Genomic DNA, 20,794 nt, shown 5'->3' on the forward strand with positions numbered 1-20,794 from the left:
CCATACCAAGATCGAAAAGGAATACCCGCATGCCTGCCTTGCCATCCACAGCCAATAGCACGCGCATCGACCATCACAAGGTGGTGATCGTCGGCGCTGGTGCTGCGGGGATTGCCACCGCCGCCAGTTTGTTCAAGCGTGATCCGACGCTCGATATTGCGTTGATCGACCCGGCTGAGGTGCACTACTACCAACCCGGCTGGACCCTGGTCGGCGCTGGTGTATTCAGCGCTGCCAGCACCGCGCGCAGCATGGTCAGCGCCATCCCCAAAGGCGTGCGATTTATAAAAGCGCGGGTGATTAGTTTTGATCCCGCAGCGCAAAGCGTGGTTGTGGAGGACGGCCGCATCATCAGTTACGAACAGCTGGTGGTCTGCCCCGGCCTGACTCTCGACTGGCAGGCAATCGAGGGCCTCACGGAAACCCTCGGGCGCAACGGTGTGACCTCCAACTACCGTTATGACCTGGCACCTTACACCTGGCAATTGGTCCAGAACCTCAAGCAAGGCCGCGCCCTCTTCACCCAGCCCCCGATGCCCATCAAGTGTGCGGGCGCCCCACAGAAGGCGTTGTACCTTTCGTGTGATCACTGGCTGCGGCGTGAGCGCCTGGGTGCCATCAAGGCCAGCTTCTACAATTCGGGTCCGGTACTTTTTGGCGTTGCTGACTACGTGCCCGCATTGATGGCCTACATCGACAAGTACGCGGTGGATCTCAACTATTCACACCGCCTGGTGGCAGTAGATGGTCCGGGCAAGCGCGCGACGTTTATCCACAGCCTGGCCGATGGCAGCACGCAGACGCGAGTCGAGCCCTTCGACATGTTGCACGTGGTGCCGCCGCAAGTAGCGCCCGAGTTCATCCGCAGCAGCCCGCTGGCGGATGGCGCGGGCTGGCTGGATGTCGATCCGTTCACTCTGCGCCATCGGCAGTTCGCCAACGTGCACGGCCTGGGTGATGCGATCAATACCAGTAACGCCAAGACTGCCGCGGCTGCGCGCAAGCAGGCGCCGGTGGTGGCCAACAACGTGCTGGTAGCGCTCGGCCGGTCGCCCACCCTCGCGCACTATGACGGTTACGGTTCATGCCCGTTGACCGTGGAGCGCGGCAAGATCGTCCTGGCTGAATTCAAATACGGCGGTACGCTGGCACCCAGCTTTGCGCAGTGGTTGCTCGACGGCCGGCAGCCTACTCGGCTGGCCTGGCTACTCAAGGTGAGGCTGCTCCCTGCGCTGTATTGGCATGGGATGCTCAAAGGCCGTGAATGGCTGGCGCGGCCGCAACCTGCCGGCACCGAGAAGCAATCGTGATCGAAGTGCTGGGTGCAGCGCTGGGCGCGATCATCGGAGCGGTACTGGCGTTGACCGGTGCTGGCGGAGGCATTCTGGCAGTGCCGTTATTGGTATTCGGGCTGGGTTTGAATATGGTCGAGGCGGCGCCAGTTGGCCTTTTGGCAGTCGGCCTGGCGGCGTCAGTCGGTGCGCTGCTCGGGCTGCGCCAGGGCCTGGTGCGTTATCGCGCGGCGTTGTTCATTGCGCTGATCGGTATCTGCGCAACACCTTTCGGTTTGATGCTCGCTCATCGGTTGCCCAACGCACCGCTGGCGTTGGTGTTCGCCGCAGTGCTGATCCATGCCTGCCTGCGCATCTGGCGCAAGGCGGCGCGCGAGTTGCGTGGTGAGCCGCCGTGTGGCGAGCGGCTGATCATGCCCTGTGTACTCAACCCTTTGCAGGGGCGGCTGCGCTGGACCTTGCCCTGCGCACGTGCCCTGGCCGTGACTGGCGGTGTGGCGGGTTTACTGTCGGGACTGCTGGGCGTCGGTGGCGGCTTCGTCATCATTCCGGCACTCAGCCGTTATACCAACCTGGAGATGAAGAGCATTGTCGCCACCTCGTTGGCGGTGATTGCGCTGGTTGCCTGCGGCAGCGTAGTCAGCGCCAGCGTCGCCGGGGTGATGCACTGGCAGGTAGGTGCACCCTTCGCGGTAGGTGCGGTGATGGGCCTGCTACTGGCGCGCCCACTGGCCGGCAAGTTGGCCGGGCCGCGCTTGCAGCAGGTGTTTGCCGTGGTCGGCATCGGCGCAGCGCTGCTGCTGGCGAGCAAGGGCCTACTCGGCTAGCAGTTCGGCCTGCTCTGCTGCACACAGCGCCAGCAGGTAATCCCAGACTACCCGCAGGCGCACTGACTTGTGCAACTCGCGCCGGGTGCAGATCCAGTAGCTGCGCTGGATGGTTTCGCTGGGCAGCACCCGGCGCAGCTGTGGATCATGCCTGGCCATGTAGTTGGGCAGCACAGCGATGCCTAGGCCGGCGCGTGCGGCCTGCTGCTGAGCGATGACGCTGGTGCTGCGAAAGATCACATTCGGCGCACGGCAGAAACTGTTGAGAAACAGCAGCTCCTGGCTGAACAGCAGATCGTCGACGTAGCCAATCCAACTGTGACGGGCCAGATCCTCACGACTGTTCAGCGCCGGTGAGCGTTCGAGGTACTCGGGGCTGGCGTAGAGCGCCAGCCGATAGTCAGTGAGCTTGCGAGTTATCAACAGGTCGGCATTGGGCCGTTCCAGATGAATGCTGATTTCTGCCTCGCGGTTGAGGATGCTGACGAAGCGCGGCACCGCCACCAGTTCGACTTCCAGGCCCGGATAGCGCTCGAACAAGGCGCGCATGCGTGGGGTGAAGAACATGATGCCGATGCCTTCGGTGACACCCAGGCGGATCTTGCCCAGCGGCGTTATCGCCTGGGTGATCTCTTCCTGCGCCAACAGCGCGACGTTCTCCATCGCTTCGGCATGCTTGAGCAGTGCCTGGCCAGACGGCGTCAGCTCGTAACCCTGTGCATGTTGAACGAACAGCGCTGTGCCCAGGCTCTTTTCGATGCCCTCGATATGCCGCGCCACCGTGCTGTGGGTGGTGTTCAAGCGCTTGGCTGCAGTCAGCAGACGGCCGCTGCGCTGCAACTCGAGAAAGAACCTCAGATCATTCCAGTCGAACATGCTTATCCCTGTGCATAACTGTGAGCGGCTGTCAGGTTACTCAGGAAACGGCTGATATTGGCTGTGCTAAAACGCACAGCGGTTGAGCGAAAACTCGTGTTTCCTTAGCGAAATTACGCACTAAGATCAAAAGCGGCAAGAATAATAATCAGGCCCGAGGTCGCACATGCCATCAGCCGATTCTGCCTACGACTATGTCGTTGTAGGCGCTGGCCCAGCCGGATGTTTGCTGGCCAACCGTTTGTCCGCCGATCCATCCTGCCGGGTGCTGCTGCTCGAAGCGGGTGGGCGCGATAACTATCCATGGATTCACATCCCGGTCGGTTACCTCTATTGCATCGGTAACCCGCGCACCGACTGGTGCTTCAAGACCGAGGCGCAAGCGGGCCTTGGCGGCCGCAGCCTGGGTTATCCGCGCGGCAAGGTGCTCGGCGGCTGCTCGTCGATCAACGGCATGATCTACATGCGCGGCCAGGCCAGCGACTACGATCGCTGGGCTGAACAAGGCAACGACGGCTGGGCCTGGAAAGACGTGCTGCCGCTGTTCAAGGCCAGCGAGAATCACTATGCCGGCAGCAGCGACAGCCACGGCGCCGACGGCGAATGGCGGGTCGAACAGCAGCGCTACAGCTGGCCGATCCTCGACGCCTTCCGCGATGCCGCCGAGCAGAGCGGGATTGGCAAGGTCGATGACTTCAATACCGGCGACAACCAAGGCTGTGGATACTTTCAGGTCAACCAGCGCAGCGGCGTACGCTGGAATGCGGCCAAAGCCTTTCTGCGGCCAATCCTCAAGCGGCCCAACCTGACTCTGCTCACTGGCGTCGAAGTTGACCAGGTGCTGCTCGACAATACCCGTGCTACGGCGGTCAAAGCTCGCTGGCAGGGTGAGTGGCACGAGTTTCAGGCGCGGCGGGAGATTATCCTCTGCGCAGGCTCGGTCGGTTCACCGGGTATCCTCCAACGTTCCGGCATCGGCCCGCGCAAGCTGCTTGAAGATCTCGGCATCGGCGTACGCCATGACATGCCTGGTGTGGGCGGCAACCTGCAGGACCATCTGCAGCTGCGCCTGATCTACCAGATCCGCAACACCCGTACCTTGAACCAGATGGCCAACAGCCTATGGGGCAAGATGGGCATGGGCCTGCGCTATCTATACGACCGCAGCGGCCCGCTGGCGATGGCGCCCAGTCAGCTCGGCGCGTTCGTTCGCTCCAGCCCCGAGCAGGCCAGCGCCAATCTGCAATATCACGTCCAGCCGCTTTCACTGGAGCGCTTCGGTGAGCCGCTGCATCGCTTCCCGGCGTTCACCGCGTCGGTGTGCAATCTGCGCCCCGCCAGCCGCGGGCGCATCGATATTCGCTCGGCCGATCTGCATGCCGAGCCTGTGATCAACCCTAACTATCTGAGCGACCCGCAAGACCTGCGAGTTGCCGCCGATGCCATTCGCATGACCCGGCGCATCGTCCAGGCCCCTGCCCTCGCCGCCTTCGACCCGGTCGAGTACCTGCCGGGCGCTGCGCTCAACACTGAAGAAGAGCTGTTTGAGGCTGCGAGCAAGATCGGCACCACCATCTTCCACCCGGTCGGCACGTGCCGCATGGGCAGCGGCGCGTTCGATGTGGTCGACCATCAACTGCGTGTGCACGGCATCCCAGGCTTGCGCGTGGCCGATGCCTCGATCATGCCGCAGATTGTTTCCGGCAATACCTGTTCACCGACACTAATGATCGCCGAGAAAGCGGCGCAACTGATTCTCAAAGGAGCTGCAACCCAAACCTACCTCAGCGACGCAAGCGCAATACCGACGCCCTGACCAGGTGCGTGCAACAAGCGGCGGCTGGTGATCAGGGCCTGCCGGCAGTGGAACAACAAGAATAATCACTGTGGCCTGCGGGCCGAGGACAGCAACGATGTCTGATTACATTCAAGAGCAGGGAGCAGCGGCGAGCCCTACCAGCCGTCGCGAGGAAAGAAAGATCATTTTCGCGTCATCCCTCGGGACGGTTTTCGAGTGGTATGACTTTTTTCTGTACGGCGCTCTGGCGGCGGTGATCAGCAAGCAGTTCTTTGCGGGGGTCAACGACACCACGGCGTTCATCTTCGCCCTGATGGCATTCGCTGCGGGCTTCTTGGTCAGGCCGTTCGGCGCGCTGGTGTTCGGCCGCCTGGGCGACATGATCGGGCGTAAATACACCTTCCTGGTCACCATCGTGTTGATGGGCTTGTCGACCTTCGCGGTCGGGCTGTTGCCTACCTATGCCAGCATTGGTATCGCGGCGCCGATCATCCTGGTGATTCTGCGCATGCTCCAAGGCCTGGCGTTGGGTGGCGAGTACGGTGGCGCGGCAACTTACGTGGCCGAGCACGCACCGCCCGGCAAGCGCGGTTTCCATACCGGCTTCATCCAGTCGACCGCGACCCTGGGCCTGCTGCTGTCGTTGCTGGTGGTACTGGGTAGCCGCTACATCAGCGGTGATGAGTTTGAAACCTGGGGCTGGCGCCTGCCGTTCCTGCTGTCGATTGTGCTGCTGGGGATTTCCACCTGGATCCGCATGAGCATGCACGAGTCGCCAGCCTTCGTGAAAATGAAGGCGCAGGGCAAGCTGAGCAAGTCGCCGATTCGTGAGTCGTTCACCAATTGGAGCAACCTCAAGATCGTCCTGACGGCACTGTTCAGCATCAACGCCGGTCAGGCAGTAACGTTCTACACGGCGCAGTTCTATGTGCTGTTCTTCATGACCCAGATGCTCAAGATGGACCCGGCCCAGGCCAACACTCTGCTGATCATCAGCGTGGTGATCGGCGCGCCGTTCTTCGTGTTCTTCGGTTGGCTGTCTGACCGCATTGGCCGCAAGCCGATCCTGATGGTTGGCCTGCTGCTGGCAACCGTCCTGTACTTCCCGCTGTTCAAGGCCCTGAGCCATTACGCCAACCCACAGATCGACGCCGCCAGCCGTCAGTCGCCCATTGTGGTGATGGCTGACCCAGCCAGCTGCACCTTCCAGTTCGACCCGGTCGGCAAAGCGCGTTTCGACAGCCCGTGCGACAAGGTCAAGACCTTCCTGGTCAAGCAGGGCCTGCCGTACAGCTCGGCTGCTGCGACTGGCAGTGATGTCGTGGTGAACATCGGCGACACGGCCATCACCGGCTTCGACGAAGCGGCAATGCGTGCGGCGATTACCCAGGCGGGGTATCCGGCCAAGGCCGATCCTGCGCAGGTCAACGAGTTCATGGTGGTAGCGCTGATTGTAGCGATGATCCTGATCGCGACCATGACCTATGGCCCGCTGGCGGCGGTGATGGTCGAGCTGTTCCCGACGCGGATCCGCTATACCTCGATGTCCCTGCCGTACCACATTGGTAACGGCTGGTTCGGTGGGTTCCTGCCGACCGTATCGTTCGCGCTGGTGGTGTATACCGGGGATATTTTCTATGGGCTGTGGTACCCGGTGTTGATAACCGGGGTGAGCCTGGTGGTGGGGATATTCTGTTTGAAAGAGACCAAGGATGTGGACCTGGACAAGGTCTGATCTGAAACAGCCGGGGGCTGCACAGCAGCCCCCGTTTTCAATCACGAAAAAAACTTATGCACGGTTTTCGAAAAACTGTCACATAGATAAATAACTATAAATTTCAATCACTTAGAGTCAATCTCTAAGCATCATTTGAAAAGTTGCTCACAAGTTATCCACAATTTTCCAAGCTGTCTGCGGCGCTGCTTTCAGCCACTGGAGGCAGCGCACCCAGCGCCCGCTGGGTCTCCTGATTCCACGCCTCAGCGCGGTTATTCAGGTCAGCAATGGCCCGCGGCCCACTGCCTTCGGCATACATCGGCTCGCCAATCACCACCTCGATCACCCCCGCCTGCTTGCCCCAGCCAGACTTCGGCCAGTAACGGCCGGCGTTATGCGCAATCGGCAGCACCGGCAGGCCTGCGTTCACCGCCAAGGCCGTACCGCCACGGGAGAACTTGCCGATCTGCCCATACGGGACACGGGTACCCTCAGGGAAGATCAATACCCACACGCCTTGCTTGAGCAGCTCATCGCCCTTCTTGGCAACGTGGCGCAAGGCTTCCTTGGGGTTGTCGCGGTCGATCGCGATCGGCCGCAGCATGGCCATGGCCCAGCCAAAGAACGGCACATACAGCAGCTCACGCTTGAGTACCTGGCTCAGCGGTTGGAAGTACGCCGACAGGAAGAACGTTTCCCAGGTGCTCTGGTGATTGGACAGAATCACGCACGGGGTCGCTGGCACGTTCTCCGCGCCGGTGATCTTGTAGCGGATACCCAGCATCACCTCGGTCAGGCGCACGGCAAAGCGGCACCAGTAGACGTTGATGAAGCGGTAGCGCTTTTGAAACGGCAGAAACGGCGCGATGAAGAAGCTCAAGGTGCACCAAAGCAACGAGCTGGTGCCCAGCAGCAGGTAAAAAAGAAAGATTCTGATCGCCTGCAGGATCGACATAGTGGCATGTACCGTTGCGGGTCGTGCCCGCCTAATGAACTGTGCGCCAGGCGGCGTACAGTCTAGATAAGTGCTCTGGCGACAGCGGCCAGATCGTCAAAAATCAGCGTGCTTGCAGCGACGCCCTTGCTCAGGGTGCGCTCACCTTTGCCGGTTTTCACCAACACCGGTTGTGCTCCGACGGCCAGGGCGGCCTCCAGGTCACCTTTACTGTCGCCGACGAACCATACGCCAGGCAGCTCTGCCTGGTAATGGGCAGCGATTGCCTCGAGCATGCCCGGCTTCGGTTTGCGACAGGCGCAGCCCTCGTCCGGACCATGCGGGCAGTACACGACGAGGCCCAGTTCGCCACCCTGCTCGGCCACCAGCTCGCGCAAGCGCGTGTGCATGGCCTCGAGGGTGTCCAGCGAATAGTAGCCCCGGGCAATGCCGGACTGGTTGGTGGCCACCGCCACCGTCCAGCCCGCTTTGCTCAACTGCGCGATGGCCTCGATCGCGCCGGCAATGGGGATCCACTCCTCCAGCGACTTGATGTAGGCGTCGGAGTCGTGATTGATCACCCCGTCACGATCGAGAATCAGCAGTTTCAAGGCTTACCCCAGCAACGAGATGTCGGCCACACCCAGGAACAGACCGCGCAGGCGACTGAGCAGGGCGTAGCGGTTGGCACGGACCTTGGCATCTTCGGCGTTGACCATCACTGCCTCGAAGAAGGCGTCGACCGGGTCACGCAGCGCTGCCAGGCGGGCCAGCGACTCACGGTACTGACGGGCCGCGGCCATCGGTTGCACAGCCTGGTCGGCCTGCTGGATCGCCGAGTACAGCGAGAACTCGTTGGCATTGTCGAAATACTTCGGCTCGACTTGCTCGGAGATCGCACCCTCAGCCTTGCTCAGCAGGTTCGACACACGCTTATTGACCGCGGCCAGGGCCCCGGCTTCAGGCAGTTGGCGGAACGCCTGCACGGCCTGTACGCGTTGGTCGAAGTCCAGCGCCGAGCCTGGCTTGAGGGCACGTACCGACAGGTAGGTACCGACGTCGATGCCTTCGTCTTCATAACGTGCACGCAGGCGGTCGAAGATGAACTCCAGGACCTGCTCGGACAGCCCGGCTGGCTTGATCTTGCTACCGAACTGGTTGACGGCGAAGCTCACGGCGTCGGTCAGGTCCAGGTCCAGCTGCTTGTCGATCAGAATGCGCAGCACGCCGAGGGCAGCGCGACGCAGGGCGTACGGGTCTTTGCTGCCGGTTGGCAGCATGCCGATGCCGAAGATACCGACCAGGGTGTCGAGCTTGTCGGCAATGGCCACGGCAGCACCGGTGAGGGTCTGCGGCAGTTCCGCGCCAGCACCGCGCGGCATGTACTGCTCGTTCAGGGCCAGGGCGACGTCTTCCGGCTCGCCGTCGTTCATGGCGTAGTAGTAGCCGGCAACGCCTTGCATTTCCGGGAACTCGCCGACCATTTCGGTGGCCAGGTCACACTTGGATAGCAAGCCGGCACGCGCCGCACGCTGGGCGTCGCCGCCGATGCGTGGGGCGATGTAGGCGGCCAGCTTGGAGACGCGCTCGGCTTTGTCGTAGACGCTGCCCAGCTGGGCCTGGAACACCACGTTCTTCAAGCGCTCGTTGAAGGTCGCCAGCGGCTGCTTCTTGTCCTGCTTGAAGAAGAACTCGGCGTCGGTCAGACGCGGACGCACGACCTTTTCGTTACCGAGCACGATCTGCTGCGGGTCACGGCTCTCGACGTTGGCCACGGTAATGAAGCGCGGCAGCAACTTGCCGTCGCTGTCGAGCAGGCAGAAGTACTTCTGGTTGTCCTGCATGGTAGTGATCAGCGCTTCTTGCGGCACTTCAAGGAAGCGTTCCTCGAACGAGCACACCAGCGGCACCGGCCATTCGACCAGCGCAGTCACTTCATCGAGCAGCGCCGGCGGCACGATGGCCGTGCCTTCCTGCTGCAGGGCGAGCTCTGCGGTGCGCTTGGCGATCAAGTCGCGGCGCTCGGCAAAATCGGCCAGCACGTAGGCTTTGCGCAGGTCTTCGGCGTAGTTGGCAGGCGCGCTGATAACCACGTTTTCCGGGTGGTGGAAACGGTGCCCACGCGACTCGCGACCGGCTTGCTGCTTGAGGATGGTGCAATCGACCACCTGCTCACCGAGCAGCATCACCAGCCATTGGGTTGGCCGCACGAATTCTTCACGGCTGGCCGCCCAGCGCATGCGCTTGGGAATCGGCAGGTCGTTGAGCGAATCTTCGACGATGGTCGGCAGCAGGCTGGCAGTAGCCTTGCCCGGGATGTGCTGCGAGAAGCGCAGTTTGGCGCCGCTCTGGTCGATCTCGCTGAGGTCGACGCCGCACTTCTTGGCAAAGCCCAGGGCCGCCTGAGTTGGCTGGCCTTCGGCGTTGAACGCGGCCTGCATGGGCGGGCCATCGACGTTGATGGAGCGGTCAGGCTGCTGCACGTCGAGCTGACGAATCAGCACTGCCAGGCGGCGCGGCGCGGCATACACGCTCTTGCCGGCGTAATTCAGGCCAGCGGCCTGCAGGCCTTTTTCGATACCGGCCAAAAACGCGTCACCGAGGCTGGCGAGGGCTTTGGGTGGCAGCTCTTCGGTGCCCAGTTCAACCAGAAAATCTTGAGCACTCATTGTGCAGCCTCCAGCTTAGCCAACACTTCGTCACGCAGTTCAGGGGTCGCCATCGGGAAGCCCATGCGGGCACGGGCTTGCAGGTAGCTTTGCGCCACGTCGCGAGCCAGCGTACGTACGCGCAGGATGTAACGCTGGCGCTCGGTCACCGAGATGGCGCGGCGGGCGTCGAGCAGGTTGAAGGTGTGCGACGCCTTCAGGACCATTTCATAGGTCGGCAGCGGCAGGTCGAGCTTGATCAGGCGGTTGGCTTCGCTTTCGTAGAAGTCGAACAGCTCGAACAGTTTGTCGACGTTGGCGTGCTCGAAGTTGTAGGTCGATTGCTCCACTTCGTTCTGGTGGAACACGTCGCCATAGGTGACCACACCGAACGGGCCGTCAGCCCAGACCAGGTCGTACACCGAATCAACGCCCTGCAGGTACATCGCCAGGCGCTCGAGGCCGTAGGTGATTTCGCCGGTGACCGGGTAGCACTCCAGACCGCCGACTTGCTGGAAGTAGGTGAACTGAGTCACTTCCATGCCGTTCAGCCAGATTTCCCAACCCAGACCCCAGGCGCCGAGGGTCGGCGATTCCCAGTTGTCTTCGACGAAGCGCACATCGTGCACCAGCGGGTCGAGGCCGATCGCTTTCAGCGAGCCCAGGTACAGTTCCTGGAAGTTGGCCGGGTTAGGCTTGAGGACCACCTGGAACTGGTAGTAATGCTGCAGGCGGTTGGGGTTTTCACCATACCGTCCGTCGGCAGGCCGACGGCTTGGCTGCACGTAGGCGGCGTTCCAGGTTTCTGGGCCGACGGCGCGCAAAAAGGTCGCGGTGTGGAAAGTGCCGGCGCCTACTTCCATATCGTAGGGCTGAAGTACCACACAACCTTGCTCAGCCCAGTACTTCTGCAGGGCGAGGATGAGGTCTTGGAAGGTACGCACGGCTGGCGTAGGCTGGCTCACGAAATTCACCTGTATCTGGGGATGCGGATGTAAAGAGCGGGAGTATAACCCGATTCGCCTCGCCCTCTACTGATTGGAGCCTTATGCCACGCTGCTTTTGGTGTACCGACGATCCGTTGTACCAGGCCTACCACGACCAGGAGTGGGGAACGCCGCAGCGCGATCCGGCGTTGCTGTTCGAGATGCTTTTGCTCGAAGGGTTCCAGGCTGGGCTGTCCTGGATCACCGTATTGCGCAAGCGCGAGCGCTATCGCCAGGTCATGTATGACTTTGACCCGGCGCAGCTGGCGCAGATGAGCGATGAGCGCATCGAGGAATTGATGCTCGATGCCGGGATCATCCGCAACCGCCTCAAACTCAACGCGGCGCGGCGTAATGCCAAGGCCTGGCTGGCTGTGGATAACCCGGCCGAGTGGCTCTGGTCGTTTGTCGGCGGCACGCCGAAGATCAACCACTTCACCGACCGTAGCGAGATGCCGGCAGTCACCGACGAGGCCAAGGCGATGAGCAAGGCGTTGCAGAAAGCCGGCTTCACGTTTGTTGGTCCGACTATCTGCTACGCGTTCATGCAGGCCACCGGGATGGTCATGGACCACACCACCGACTGCGATCGCTACGCCGCCTTGGCGCGCTGAGCGGGTACAATGCGCGCTTGCTGAAATAAGGAATTCGCCTGTGGAAAAGTTCAAGGGCGCCCTGATGGTCGGGGTGCTGCGCCTGTTTGCCAAGCTGCCCTGGAGCGCGGTGCAACGGGTTGGCGCCGGCATTGGCTGGCTGATGTGGAAGATACCCAACGGTTCGCGCAACGTGGTGCGGATCAACCTGGCCAAGTGTTTTCCGGAGATGGACCCGGCCGAGCGCGAGCAGTTGGTCGGCCGCGCCCTGCGCGATATCGGCAAGTCGTTTGTCGAAAGCGCCTGCGCCTGGATCTGGCCGCCCCAGCGTTCGCTGGACCTCGTCCACGAAGTGCAGGGCCTGGAAGTGCTGGAGGCCGCCCTGGCCTCAGGCAAGGGCGTAGTCGGCATTACCAGCCACCTGGGCAATTGGGAAGTGCTCAACCACTTCTACTGCAGCCAGTGCAAACCGATCATTTTCTACCGCCCGCCCAAGCTCAAGGCCGTCGATGACCTGCTTCGCGAGCAGCGCGTGCAGATGGGCAACCGTGTGGCGCCGTCGACCAAGGAAGGCATCCTCAGCGTGATCAAGGAAGTGCGCCGTGGTGGCCAGGTGGGGATTCCGGCTGACCCGGAGCCGGCCGAGTCGGCTGGGGTATTTGTACCGTTCCTCGGCACCCAGGCGCTGACCAGCAAATTTGTGCCGAACATGCTGGCTGGCGGCAAGGCGGTCGGGGTGTTCCTGCATGCGCTGCGGCTGCCGGATGGTTCTGGGTTCAGGGTAATTCTCGAGGCGGCGCCCGAGGAGATGTACAGCACCGATGTAACGGTGTCGGCGGCGGCCATGAGCAAGGTGGTCGAGCGTTATGTGCGCGAGTATCCGAGCCAGTACATGTGGAGCATGAAGCGCTTCAAGAAGCGTCCGGCTGGCGAGCCGCGCTGGTATTGAGGTTTCTGGGGCTGCTGCGCAGTCCTTCGCGGGCAAGCCCGCTCCCACAGGTTACGGTGGCGCTGCAAATGCTGTGGGAGCGGGCTTGCCGGGACGCCGGACCGCCGCGAAGGGCCGCAAAGCGGCCCCCAGCAATCTCAGATTTTATTCAACTTCTTCAAAAACACCGCCATCTCTTTCTCGGCCTGCTTGTCGCCATGCGCCCGCGCCGCTTCAGTCCCTTGTTCCCACGCCTGCCGCGCCGCGGCCAGATCACCGCTCAGCTGATAAGCCTTGCCCAACAGCTTCCACGCCGCCGAATACTTCGGGTCCAGCTCAACGCAGCGGGCCAGATGCACCGCCGCCTCGGCGCCGTTGCCCTCATCCAGCCAGGCCTTGCCCAGGCCGAAGCGCAACAGTGAGTTATCCACACCCTTGTCGAGCATCTTCTGCAGCGATTCGCGCATTGCGGTGCCTCCTTAGAAAAAGCTCAAGCCTACGTGGAACAGCTTCTCGACGTCGCGGATATGCTTTTTATCCACAACGAACAGAATCACGTGGTCGCCGGTTTCCAGCACCGTGTTGTCGTGGGCGATCAGCACCTGCTCGGCACGAATGATCGCGCCAATGGTGGTGCCCGGCGGCAGGTCGATGTCGGCGATGGCCTTGCCAATCACCTTGCTCGACTTGGCGTCACCATGCGCCACGGCCTCGATCGCCTCGGCCGCACCGCGGCGCAGCGAGTGCACGCTGACGATATCGCCGCGGCGCACGTGGGCAAGCAAGGTGCCGATAGTCGCCAGCTGCGGGCTGATGGCGATGTCGATATCGCCACCCTGCACCAGGTCGACATAGGCCGGGTTGTTGATGATGGTCATCACTTTGCGCGCACCTAGGCGCTTGGCCAGCAGCGACGACATGATGTTGGCCTCGTCGTCGTTGGTCAGGGCCAGGAAGATATCGGCGTCAGCGATGTTCTCTTCCAGCATCAGGTCCTTGTCCGAGGCGCTGCCCTGCAACACCACGGTGCTTTCCAGGGTGTCGGACAGGTAACGGCAACGGGCCGCGTTCATCTCGATGATCTTGACCTGGTAGCGGCTCTCGATCGCTTCAGCCAGGCGCTCGCCGATCTGCCCGCCCCCGGCGATGACCACACGCTTGTTGGTCTCGTCGATGCGGCGCAACTCGCCCATGACCGCACGGATGTCCTTCTTCGCGGCGATGAAAAAAACCTCGTCATCGGCTTCAATGACGGTATCGCCCTGCGGCTTGATCGGCCGGTCACGGCGGAAGATCGCCGCCACGCGGGTGTCGACATTGGGCATGTGCGCGCGGATCTGGCGCAACTGCTGGCCCACCAGCGGGCCGCCGTAGTAGGCCTTGACCGCCACCAACTGGGCTTTGCCGTCAGCGAAGTCGATCACCTGCAGTGCGCCGGGGTGCTCGATCAGACGCTTGATGTAGTTGGTCACCACCTGTTCGGGACTGATCAGCACGTCGACCGGGATATGGTCGTTGTGGAACATTTCTTCCCGAGTCAGGTATGCCGATTCGCGCACCCGAGCGATCTTGGTCGGGGTGTGGAACAGCGAGTAGGCGACCTGGCAGGCGACCATGTTGGTCTCGTCGCTGTTGGTCACCGCCACCAGCATGTCGGCGTCGTCGGCGCCGGCCTGGCGCAGCACCGTCGGCAGCGAGCCACGGCCCTGCACAGTGCGGATATCAAGGCGGTCGCCAAGGTCGCGCAGGCGGTCGCCATCAGTGTCTACCACAGTGATGTCATTGGCTTCGCTGGCCAGGTGTTCTGCCAGCGTGCCGCCTACCTGCCCTGCGCCAAGGATGATGATCTTCATCCACTACTCCTAACCTGGTGTTTTATCCGCGCGAGGCGGCAATCTTGATCAGCTTGGCATAGTAGAAGCCGTCGTGGCCGCCTTCCTGAGCCAGCAACTGGCGCCCGTGCGGCTGGCGCAGGCCGGCCTCGGTGGCCAGGTCCAGTTCACGGGCGCCTGGCGTACGGGCCAGAAACGCCTCGATCACTTCAGTGTTTTCGGTCGGCAGGCTCGAGCAGGTGGCGTACAGCAGCATGCCGCCGACTTCCAGGGTTGGCCACAGCGCATCGAGCAACTCGCCCTGCAACGTGGCCAGGGCCGGGATGTCATCAGCCTGACGGGTCAACTTGATGTCCGGATGACGGCGGATCACTCCAGTCGCCGAGCACGGTGCGTCGAGCAGAATGCGCTGGAAGGTCTTGCCGTCCCACCAGTTGGCGGTGTCGCGGGCATCGCAGGCGATCAGCTTGGCGTCCAGTTGCAGGCGCGCCAAGTTCTCGCGCACGCGGACCAGGCGCTTGGCTTCCAGGTCGATCGCCACCACTTCGGCCAGGCCCTGCTCGGCTTCGAGCAGGTGGCAGGTCTTGCCGCCCGGTGCGCAGCAGGCATCCAGCACGCGTTGGCCGGGGGCCAGTTCGAGCAGGTCGGCGGCCAGTTGCGCCGCTTCGTCCTGCACGCTGATCCAGCCTTCGGCAAAGCCTGGCAGGCCACGCACGTCGCAGGCAGCCGCGAGCACGATGCCGTCGCGGCTGTACTGGCAAGCAGCGGCCGCGATACCGGCTTCGCCAAGCAAGGCCAGGTAGGCGTCGCGGCTGTGATGGCGGCGGTTGACCCGCAGGATCATCGGCGGATGAGCATTGTTGGCGGCGCAGATGGCTTCCCACTGCTCCGGCCAGAACGCCTTGAGCGACTTCTGCAGCCAGCGCGGGTGGGCGGTACGTACCACCGGGTCGCGCTCCATGCTGGCGAGCAGTTCTTCGCCCTCGCGCTGGGCGCGGCGCAGCACGGCATTGAGCAGGGCCTTGGCCCACGGCTTTTTCAGCTTGTCGGCGCAGCCCACGGTTTCGCCGATGGCGGCATGCGCCGGGATTCGCGTGTAGAACAGCTGGTACAAGCCCACCAGCAGTAGCGCCTGCACATCACTGTCGGCCGCCTTGAACGGCTTTTGCAGCAACTGCGCGGCCAGCAGCTCCAGGCGTGGCTGCCAGCGGGCGGTGCCGAAGGCGAGGTCCTGGGTCAGGCCACGGTCGCGTTCCTCGACCTTGTCCAGTTGCGTTGGCAACGAACTGTTCAGCGAAGCCTTGCCGCTGAGTACAGCAGCGAGGGCGCGGGCAGCAGCCAGACGTGGGTTCATTGGCCAAGCACCTTGCCGTCAGCGAACTTCTCGCGGCGGCTGTTGAACAGGTCGCTGAAGTTCAGCGCCTTGCCGCCTGGCAGTTGCAGGCGGGTCAGGCTCAGTGCCTGCTCACCGCAGGCGACGATCAGGCCGTCCTTGCTGGCGCTGAGGATCTGGCCGGGGGCGCCGCTGCCTGTGGACAACTTCGCTTCGAGGACCTTCACGCTTTCGCCATCGAGGCTGGTGTGGCACACCGGCCATGGGTTGAAGGCGCGTACCAGACGCTCCAGCTCAACTGCCGGGCGGCTCCAGTCGATGCGCGCTTCTTCTTTGTTCAGCTTGTGTGCATAAGTGGCCAGGGCGTCATCCTGCACTTCGCCCTGCAAGGTGCCAGCGGCCAGCCCGGCAATCGCCTCGAGCACGGCAGGCGGGCCCATTTCGGCAAGGCGGTCATGCAGGCTGCCGCCGGTGTCGCTGGCACTGATTGGAGTAGTGACCTTGAGCAGCATCGGCCCGGTGTCCAGGCCCGCTTCCATGCGCATCACGGTGACGCCGCTCTCGGCATCGCCGGCTTCGACGGCGCGCTGGATCGGCGCCGCACCGCGCCAGCGTGGCAGCAGCGAGGCATGGCTGTTGATGCAGCCCAGGCGCGGGATATCCAGCACCGCCTGCGGCAGGATCAAACCGTAGGCAACCACCACCAGCAGGTCCGGCGCCAGCGCGGCCAGTTCGGCCTGGGCCTCGGCATTGCGCAGGGTCGGCGGTTGCAGCACAGGGATGTCATGGGCCACGGCCAACTGCTTGACCGGGCTCGGCATGAGCTTTTGCCCACGGCCGGCCGGACGGTCGGGCTGGGTGTACACCGCAACCACCTGGTAAGGGCTGTCGAGCAGGGCTTTGAGGTGTTCGGCGGCAAACTCAGGGGTGCCCGCGAAGACGATGCGCATGGAGTTCTCGCTTGAAATAGAAAAAGGCTTGCCGGAGCAAGCCTTCTGCAAGGTGGGGGATCAGGCGTTCTGGCGGTGCTGCTTTTCCAGCTTCTTCTTGATCCGGTCACGTTTGAGCTGCGACAGGTAGTCGACAAACAGCTTGCCGTTGAGGTGGTCCAGCTCGTGCTGCACGCACACCGCGAGCAGGCCTTCGGCCTCCATCTCGTACGGCTTGCCATCGCGATCCTGGGCTTTGACCCGGATGCGCAGAGGGCGATCGACGTTTTCGTAGAAGCCCGGCACCGACAGGCAACCTTCCTGGTACTGGCCCATGTCGTCGGTCAGCTCTTCGAGCTCGGGGTTGATGAACACCCGTGGCTCGCTGCGATCTTCGCTCAGGTCCATCACTACCAGGCGCAGGTGGACGTTGACCTGCGTCGCGGCCAGGCCGATGCCAGGCGCTTCGTACATGGTTTCAAACATGTCGTCGATCAGCTGGCGCAAGGCGTCGTCAAACACCGTCACCGGTTTGGCAATGGTACGCAGGCGCGGGTCCGGGAATTCGAGAATGTTCAAAATGGCCATAGGGGTCAGGCAGTCACTGTGCGGTCGGTTGAAAACTGAACACACATAATAAAGGCAAACGCACGATTCAGCACGTAGCAAAGGTCAGCTAGGGTTTCAGAACGGCGCTTATAGCCGAATCTGTTGACAGGTTATAAAACTCTTATCAACACAGTTATCCACAGGTTGTGCCATCTGCATGACCCTTTGTCGATCAAGGATGATCAGCCATGCCCGTTCCCCTTTCGTCTGACTGTCCACCTGCTGAATTAGAGGCGAGGCTGCGCCTGCATCGCTTGCCTGACGTCGGTATGCGGCGTTTTCTGACACTGATTGAGGCGTTTGGCAGCGCCTCCTCGGCGCTCAGTGCACCGGCAACTGCCTGGCGCACGCTGGGGCTGACTGCCGCTGCCTGCGAGGCTCGGCGCAGCCCAGAAGTGCGCGATGGTGCCAGCGCTGCAATGGCCTGGCTAGAGCGTCCGGGCCAGCATTTGCTGATGTGGGACCAGCCTGGCTACCCGCCTCTGCTGGGCGAAATCGACGATGCCCCGCCGCTGCTGTTTGTGGCCGGCAACGTTGAAATACTCGAGCGCCCGCAGCTGGCTGTCGTCGGCAGCAGGCGTGCTTCGCCGCCGGCGCTGGACAACGCCGCGGCTTTTTCGCGCTGCCTCGCCCGCGCCGGTTTTACCATCACCAGCGGCCTGGCGCTGGGCGTAGACGGCGCCGCTCATCGGGCTGCGCTGGACGCTCAAGGCAGCACAATCGGGGTGCTTGGCACGGGTCTTGAAAAACTTTATCCACAGCGCCATAAAGCCCTCGCGCAGGAGATGATCGAGCGTGGTAGCGCAGTGGTTTCAGAGTTCCCGCTGGACGCCGGACCACTGCCTGGCAACTTCCCCCGTCGCAACCGGATCATCAGTGGTTTGTCGCTCGGTGTGCTGGTGGTCGAGGCCGGTACCGCCAGCGGCTCGCTGATCAGCGCCCGTCTGGCGGCCGAGCAAGGCCGCGAGGTGTACGCCATCCCAGGCTCGATCCATCACCCCGGCGCCAAGGGCTGCCACCAGTTGATTCGTGATGGCGCGCTGCTGGTGGAAAGCGTCGAGCAGATCCTAGACAGCCTGCGCGGTTGGCAAAACCTGCCGCCGGTGGCTGTGGATAAACCCGCCCACCCCCTGCTCGCCTTGCTCCACGCTGCACCGCAAACCAGCGAAGGGCTGGCCCGCAGCAGCGGGCAGGCGCTGGCGCAGGTGCTCGCCAGCCTGACCGAGTTGGAGCTGGAAGGCCGCGTCAGCAATCAAGCTGGGCGTTGGTTTGCGCGGTCTGGCTGAGTAAACTGCAGGTCAGCGTAATTCGGAGTAACAACAATGGTCAGCAGTTGGCGTGTGCAGCAAGCCGCACGGGAAATTCGCGCGGGCGCGGTGATTGCCTACCCGACCGAAGCAGTCTGGGGTCTGGGCTGCGACCCCTGGAACGAAGACGCGGTGTACCGCCTGCTCGCGCTCAAGTCGCGGCCTGTGGATAAAGGCCTGATTCTGGTGGCAGACAGCATCGAGCAGTTCGACTTCCTGTTCGAAGACTTCCCCGAAGACTGGATCAAGCGCATGGCCGACACCTGGCCTGGCCCAAACACCTGGCTGGTACCGCATCAGGGCATGTTGCCGGAGTGGGTCACCGGCCAGCACGACACCGTTGCCCTGCGCGTCAGCGATCATCCACAGGTGCGCGAGCTTTGCGCGCTAGTTGGGCCGCTGATTTCCACTTCGGCCAACCCCGGTGGACGGCCGGCAGCGAAGAGTCGCTTGCGGGTGGAGCAGTATTTCCGCGGGGATCTGGATCTGGTGCTGGGTGGGTTGTTGGGCGGGCGCAAGAATCCGAGTGTGATTCGTGATCTGGCCACTGGCGAGGTGGTGCGGGCGGGGTGAGCGTCTGGCTCGAGTCTGCCGGGGCTGCTTTGCAGCCCTTTCGCGACGCAAGGCCGCTCCTACAGGGACCGCGTAAGCAGGTCAGACGCGGTCCCCGTAGGAGCGGCCTTGCGTCGCGAAAGGGGTGCGTAGCGCCCCCAGCATTTCTGGCTGATACCGAATTCGTAAGTCCGCAGACTGTTGCCCAGCATTACTCAGTCATGTGCAGGATATTTCTGATTTTTACCAAAAGGCTGTGCGGATCGTATTCGGCGAAATATCCTACGCACGCTGTAGAATGCCATCACCTTCTCAGTGGGAACTCATGCCTCTAGGCTTCACATCGTCGCTGAATAACTCAGCGATCGGGTGTGGTAACCCGGAGATGATGATTCCCCATGTCAGTCATGGCAGCTGTGCGCGGGAGGCTTTTAGCCTGCCGGGTCTTGGGGTATCTCTCCGGTTTACCACCCTGCGTATAGCTGCCACCAATTCGCGTGGTAACGAGTTGTAGCGGCGATTGATTAGAGAAAACCCCATGACCAAGAAGCTTGTACCTGATCCGCCTCTCCCACTAACCACGAGTCACCCCTTCGGTCGCTGCGAAGCCGGCCATCCTCCGCTTTACTCGGTAAACCCAAACATCCCCATCGAAGACGCTCTGGTCCACGTCGCACTGCACCTGCGCTGTGCCTACGAAACCGGCCTGCAAGCCATGGAGCATATGCGCGAAGAAGGCCGCGGCCTGTTCTGGGCCAACCTCCATGCAGTGGAAGCGGCTGAAGGTGTGGTCGAGTCGCTGCTCGACAACTTCGAGGCAGGCACGCTGGAAAAGCGTATGTCTCTCATCTGACAGCCGCTGTGTTGGATATTGGGGCCGTTAGCCGGCCCCAATCACTCAGGGCAGCAGTACGGCCGAACCAACGGAGCGTAGCGCCCCAGTATTTCTGGCTGGTACCGAATTCGTGAGTCCGCAGACTGTTGCCCAGCATTACTCAGTCATGTGCAGGATATTTCTGATTTTTACCAAAAGGCTGTGCGGATCGCATTCAGCGAAATATCCTACGCACACTGTCGTATGCCATCACCTTCTCAGTGGGAACTCATGCCTCTAGGCTTCACATCGTCGCTGAATAATTCTGCGATCGGGTGTGGTAGCCCAGGTGCTTTTTTTCCATGACAGTCTATGGCGGCTGTGCGCGGGAGGCTTTCGAGCCTGCCTGGATTGGAAAATGCCCGGGTCTACCACCTCGCGTATCGCCGCCACCCAATTCACGTGGTAGTGAATTGAAGCGGTAAAGCTTAGGAGCATTTTCCAGTGGCCAAGAAAATCGTCCCAGATCCACCCTTACCCTCCACCACCGCCCACCCCTTCGGCCGCTGCGAAGCCGGCCATCCTCCGCTTTTCTCAGTAAACCCAAACATCCCCATCGAAGACGCTCTGGTCCACGTAGCGTTGCACCTGCGCTGTGCCTATGAAACCGGCATGCAAGCCATGGAACACATGCGCGAAGAAGGCCGTGGCCTGTACTGGGCCAACCTGCACGCGGTGGAAGCGGCTGAGGGTGTGGTTGAGTCTTTACTCGACAGCTTCGAATCCGGGACATTGAGCAAGAGGATGTCGTTGACCTGA

The 20,794-nt window shown here is 62.2% G+C and carries 20 protein-coding genes; 10 read left to right on the forward strand and 10 right to left on the reverse strand.

The annotated features are described in order from the left end of the window. Positions 1 to 29: 29 nt before the first annotated feature. Positions 30 to 1,310 carry an NAD(P)/FAD-dependent oxidoreductase gene (locus AC58X1_RS13185; RefSeq protein WP_150570281.1) on the forward strand — a complete coding sequence of 427 codons (1,281 nt, stop codon included), beginning with the start codon at positions 30 to 32 and terminating at the stop codon, positions 1,308 to 1,310. Then, a complete protein-coding gene (locus tag AC58X1_RS13190) occupies positions 1,265 to 2,119 on the forward strand; it encodes a sulfite exporter TauE/SafE family protein (protein ID WP_150570280.1) in 855 nt (284 codons plus the stop codon). The genes AC58X1_RS13185 and AC58X1_RS13190 overlap by 46 nt, the downstream gene beginning before the upstream one ends. On the opposite strand, the gene AC58X1_RS13195 is transcribed toward AC58X1_RS13190, so the two are convergent. Continuing rightward, positions 2,108 to 2,995, reverse strand: coding sequence for a LysR family transcriptional regulator (locus tag AC58X1_RS13195; RefSeq protein WP_101322774.1), 888 nt, complete (start codon positions 2,993 to 2,995; stop codon positions 2,108 to 2,110). The two genes, AC58X1_RS13190 and AC58X1_RS13195, sit on opposite strands and share 12 nt — an antisense overlap. Before the next feature lie 166 nt (positions 2,996 to 3,161). Between AC58X1_RS13195 and AC58X1_RS13200 the strand changes: the two genes are divergently transcribed. Together AC58X1_RS13200 and AC58X1_RS13205 are read left to right on the forward strand one after the other, a co-directional pair. Continuing rightward, positions 3,162 to 4,811: a GMC family oxidoreductase gene (locus AC58X1_RS13200; RefSeq protein WP_101322773.1), complete on the forward strand. Its 1,650-nt coding sequence runs from the start codon at positions 3,162 to 3,164 to the stop codon at positions 4,809 to 4,811. A gap of 97 nt (positions 4,812 to 4,908) precedes the next feature. After that, a complete protein-coding gene (locus tag AC58X1_RS13205) occupies positions 4,909 to 6,528 on the forward strand; it encodes an MFS transporter (protein WP_101322772.1) in 1,620 nt (539 codons plus the stop codon). Between the two features lie 154 nt (positions 6,529 to 6,682). Here AC58X1_RS13205 and AC58X1_RS13210 read toward each other — a convergent pair whose 3' ends face one another. The 4 genes from AC58X1_RS13210 to glyQ all read right to left on the reverse strand — a co-directional run bounded on the left by AC58X1_RS13210 (position 6,683) and on the right by glyQ (position 11,057). Beyond that, positions 6,683 to 7,465 (reverse strand): lysophospholipid acyltransferase family protein, encoded by a 783-nt coding sequence (locus AC58X1_RS13210; protein WP_101322771.1) that lies wholly within the window; start codon positions 7,463 to 7,465, stop codon positions 6,683 to 6,685. Between the two features lie 62 nt (positions 7,466 to 7,527). Then, positions 7,528 to 8,055, reverse strand: coding sequence for a D-glycero-beta-D-manno-heptose 1,7-bisphosphate 7-phosphatase (gene gmhB / locus AC58X1_RS13215; protein WP_101322770.1), 528 nt, complete (start codon positions 8,053 to 8,055; stop codon positions 7,528 to 7,530). Between the two features lie 3 nt (positions 8,056 to 8,058). After that, on the reverse strand, positions 8,059 to 10,113 hold the full coding sequence (glyS, locus tag AC58X1_RS13220; RefSeq protein ID WP_101322769.1) for a glycine--tRNA ligase subunit beta: 2,055 nt from the start codon (positions 10,111 to 10,113) through the stop codon (positions 8,059 to 8,061). Next, the gene (glyQ, locus tag AC58X1_RS13225; protein ID WP_101322768.1) at positions 10,110 to 11,057 is read right to left on the reverse strand and encodes a glycine--tRNA ligase subunit alpha; all 948 of its coding nucleotides are present in this window, start codon (positions 11,055 to 11,057) and stop codon (positions 10,110 to 10,112) included. The genes glyS and glyQ overlap by 4 nt, the downstream gene beginning before the upstream one ends. Before the next feature lie 83 nt (positions 11,058 to 11,140). On the opposite strand from glyQ, the gene AC58X1_RS13230 reads away from it, so the two are divergent. Both AC58X1_RS13230 and AC58X1_RS13235 read left to right on the forward strand, forming a co-directional pair. Beyond that, the gene (locus tag AC58X1_RS13230) at positions 11,141 to 11,692 is read left to right on the forward strand and encodes a DNA-3-methyladenine glycosylase I (RefSeq protein WP_497428954.1); all 552 of its coding nucleotides are present in this window, start codon (positions 11,141 to 11,143) and stop codon (positions 11,690 to 11,692) included. A gap of 40 nt (positions 11,693 to 11,732) precedes the next feature. Continuing rightward, positions 11,733 to 12,620, forward strand: coding sequence for a lysophospholipid acyltransferase (locus tag AC58X1_RS13235; RefSeq protein WP_150570278.1), 888 nt, complete (start codon positions 11,733 to 11,735; stop codon positions 12,618 to 12,620). A gap of 137 nt (positions 12,621 to 12,757) precedes the next feature. Here the strand turns inward: AC58X1_RS13235 and AC58X1_RS13240 are convergent, their stop codons facing one another. Genes AC58X1_RS13240 through def form a run of 5 tightly spaced genes read right to left on the reverse strand, consistent with a single transcriptional unit; the run spans position 12,758 to position 17,281 of the window. Continuing rightward, positions 12,758 to 13,066: a tetratricopeptide repeat protein gene (locus tag AC58X1_RS13240; RefSeq protein ID WP_181105936.1), complete on the reverse strand. Its 309-nt coding sequence runs from the start codon at positions 13,064 to 13,066 to the stop codon at positions 12,758 to 12,760. A 12-nt stretch (positions 13,067 to 13,078) separates the two neighbouring features. Next, positions 13,079 to 14,452 (reverse strand): Trk system potassium transporter TrkA, encoded by a 1,374-nt coding sequence (trkA, locus tag AC58X1_RS13245; RefSeq protein ID WP_101322764.1) that lies wholly within the window; start codon positions 14,450 to 14,452, stop codon positions 13,079 to 13,081. A 22-nt stretch (positions 14,453 to 14,474) separates the two neighbouring features. Then, on the reverse strand, positions 14,475 to 15,785 hold the full coding sequence (gene rsmB, locus AC58X1_RS13250; protein ID WP_181105937.1) for a 16S rRNA (cytosine(967)-C(5))-methyltransferase RsmB: 1,311 nt from the start codon (positions 15,783 to 15,785) through the stop codon (positions 14,475 to 14,477). Continuing rightward, on the reverse strand, positions 15,782 to 16,714 hold the full coding sequence (fmt, locus tag AC58X1_RS13255; protein ID WP_188036915.1) for a methionyl-tRNA formyltransferase: 933 nt from the start codon (positions 16,712 to 16,714) through the stop codon (positions 15,782 to 15,784). Before fmt ends, rsmB begins: the two co-directional genes overlap by 4 nt. Positions 16,715 to 16,774: 60 nt before the next feature. Next, positions 16,775 to 17,281 (reverse strand): peptide deformylase, encoded by a 507-nt coding sequence (def, locus tag AC58X1_RS13260; RefSeq protein ID WP_101322761.1) that lies wholly within the window; start codon positions 17,279 to 17,281, stop codon positions 16,775 to 16,777. 209 nt (positions 17,282 to 17,490) lie between these two features. On the opposite strand from def, the gene dprA reads away from it, so the two are divergent. The 4 genes from dprA (at position 17,491) to AC58X1_RS13280 (ending at position 20,794) form a co-directional block, all read left to right on the forward strand. After that, positions 17,491 to 18,588 carry a DNA-processing protein DprA gene (dprA, locus tag AC58X1_RS13265; RefSeq protein ID WP_181088465.1) on the forward strand — a complete coding sequence of 366 codons (1,098 nt, stop codon included), beginning with the start codon at positions 17,491 to 17,493 and terminating at the stop codon, positions 18,586 to 18,588. A gap of 36 nt (positions 18,589 to 18,624) precedes the next feature. Beyond that, positions 18,625 to 19,182, forward strand: coding sequence for an L-threonylcarbamoyladenylate synthase type 1 TsaC (gene tsaC / locus AC58X1_RS13270; protein ID WP_103435475.1), 558 nt, complete (start codon positions 18,625 to 18,627; stop codon positions 19,180 to 19,182). Between the two features lie 517 nt (positions 19,183 to 19,699). Beyond that, positions 19,700 to 20,014 carry a DUF3077 domain-containing protein gene (locus tag AC58X1_RS13275; protein ID WP_150572347.1) on the forward strand — a complete coding sequence of 105 codons (315 nt, stop codon included), beginning with the start codon at positions 19,700 to 19,702 and terminating at the stop codon, positions 20,012 to 20,014. A 465-nt stretch (positions 20,015 to 20,479) separates the two neighbouring features. Beyond that, positions 20,480 to 20,794, forward strand: coding sequence for a DUF3077 domain-containing protein (locus AC58X1_RS13280; protein WP_188036914.1), 315 nt, complete (start codon positions 20,480 to 20,482; stop codon positions 20,792 to 20,794).

The organism is Pseudomonas sp. PGPR N4, assembly GCF_059693665.1.

Excerpts from the sequence above, each read along its gene's own strand:
- AC58X1_RS13205 (WP_101322772.1), top strand. The coding sequence starts at position 4,909 with ATGTCTGATTACATTCAAGAGCAGGGAGCAGCGGCGAGCCCTACCAGC.
- AC58X1_RS13200 (WP_101322773.1), top strand. The coding sequence starts at position 3,162 with ATGCCATCAGCCGATTCTGCCTACGACTATGTCGTTGTAGGCGCTGGC.
- AC58X1_RS13210 (WP_101322771.1), bottom strand. The coding sequence starts at position 7,465 with ATGTCGATCCTGCAGGCGATCAGAATCTTTCTTTTTTACCTGCTGCTG.
- dprA (WP_181088465.1), top strand. The coding sequence starts at position 17,491 with ATGCCCGTTCCCCTTTCGTCTGACTGTCCACCTGCTGAATTAGAGGCG.
- fmt (WP_188036915.1), bottom strand. The coding sequence starts at position 16,714 with ATGCGCATCGTCTTCGCGGGCACCCCTGAGTTTGCCGCCGAACACCTC.
- tsaC (WP_103435475.1), top strand. The coding sequence starts at position 18,625 with ATGGTCAGCAGTTGGCGTGTGCAGCAAGCCGCACGGGAAATTCGCGCG.
- AC58X1_RS13230 (WP_497428954.1), top strand. The coding sequence starts at position 11,141 with ATGCCACGCTGCTTTTGGTGTACCGACGATCCGTTGTACCAGGCCTAC.
- trkA (WP_101322764.1), bottom strand. The coding sequence starts at position 14,452 with ATGAAGATCATCATCCTTGGCGCAGGGCAGGTAGGCGGCACGCTGGCA.
- def (WP_101322761.1), bottom strand. The coding sequence starts at position 17,281 with ATGGCCATTTTGAACATTCTCGAATTCCCGGACCCGCGCCTGCGTACC.
- AC58X1_RS13185 (WP_150570281.1), top strand. The coding sequence starts at position 30 with ATGCCTGCCTTGCCATCCACAGCCAATAGCACGCGCATCGACCATCAC.
- rsmB (WP_181105937.1), bottom strand. The coding sequence starts at position 15,785 with ATGAACCCACGTCTGGCTGCTGCCCGCGCCCTCGCTGCTGTACTCAGC.
- AC58X1_RS13190 (WP_150570280.1), top strand. The coding sequence starts at position 1,265 with ATGGCTGGCGCGGCCGCAACCTGCCGGCACCGAGAAGCAATCGTGATC.
- AC58X1_RS13275 (WP_150572347.1), top strand. The coding sequence starts at position 19,700 with ATGACCAAGAAGCTTGTACCTGATCCGCCTCTCCCACTAACCACGAGT.
- glyS (WP_101322769.1), bottom strand. The coding sequence starts at position 10,113 with ATGAGTGCTCAAGATTTTCTGGTTGAACTGGGCACCGAAGAGCTGCCA.
- AC58X1_RS13195 (WP_101322774.1), bottom strand. The coding sequence starts at position 2,995 with ATGTTCGACTGGAATGATCTGAGGTTCTTTCTCGAGTTGCAGCGCAGC.
- AC58X1_RS13240 (WP_181105936.1), bottom strand. The coding sequence starts at position 13,066 with ATGCGCGAATCGCTGCAGAAGATGCTCGACAAGGGTGTGGATAACTCA.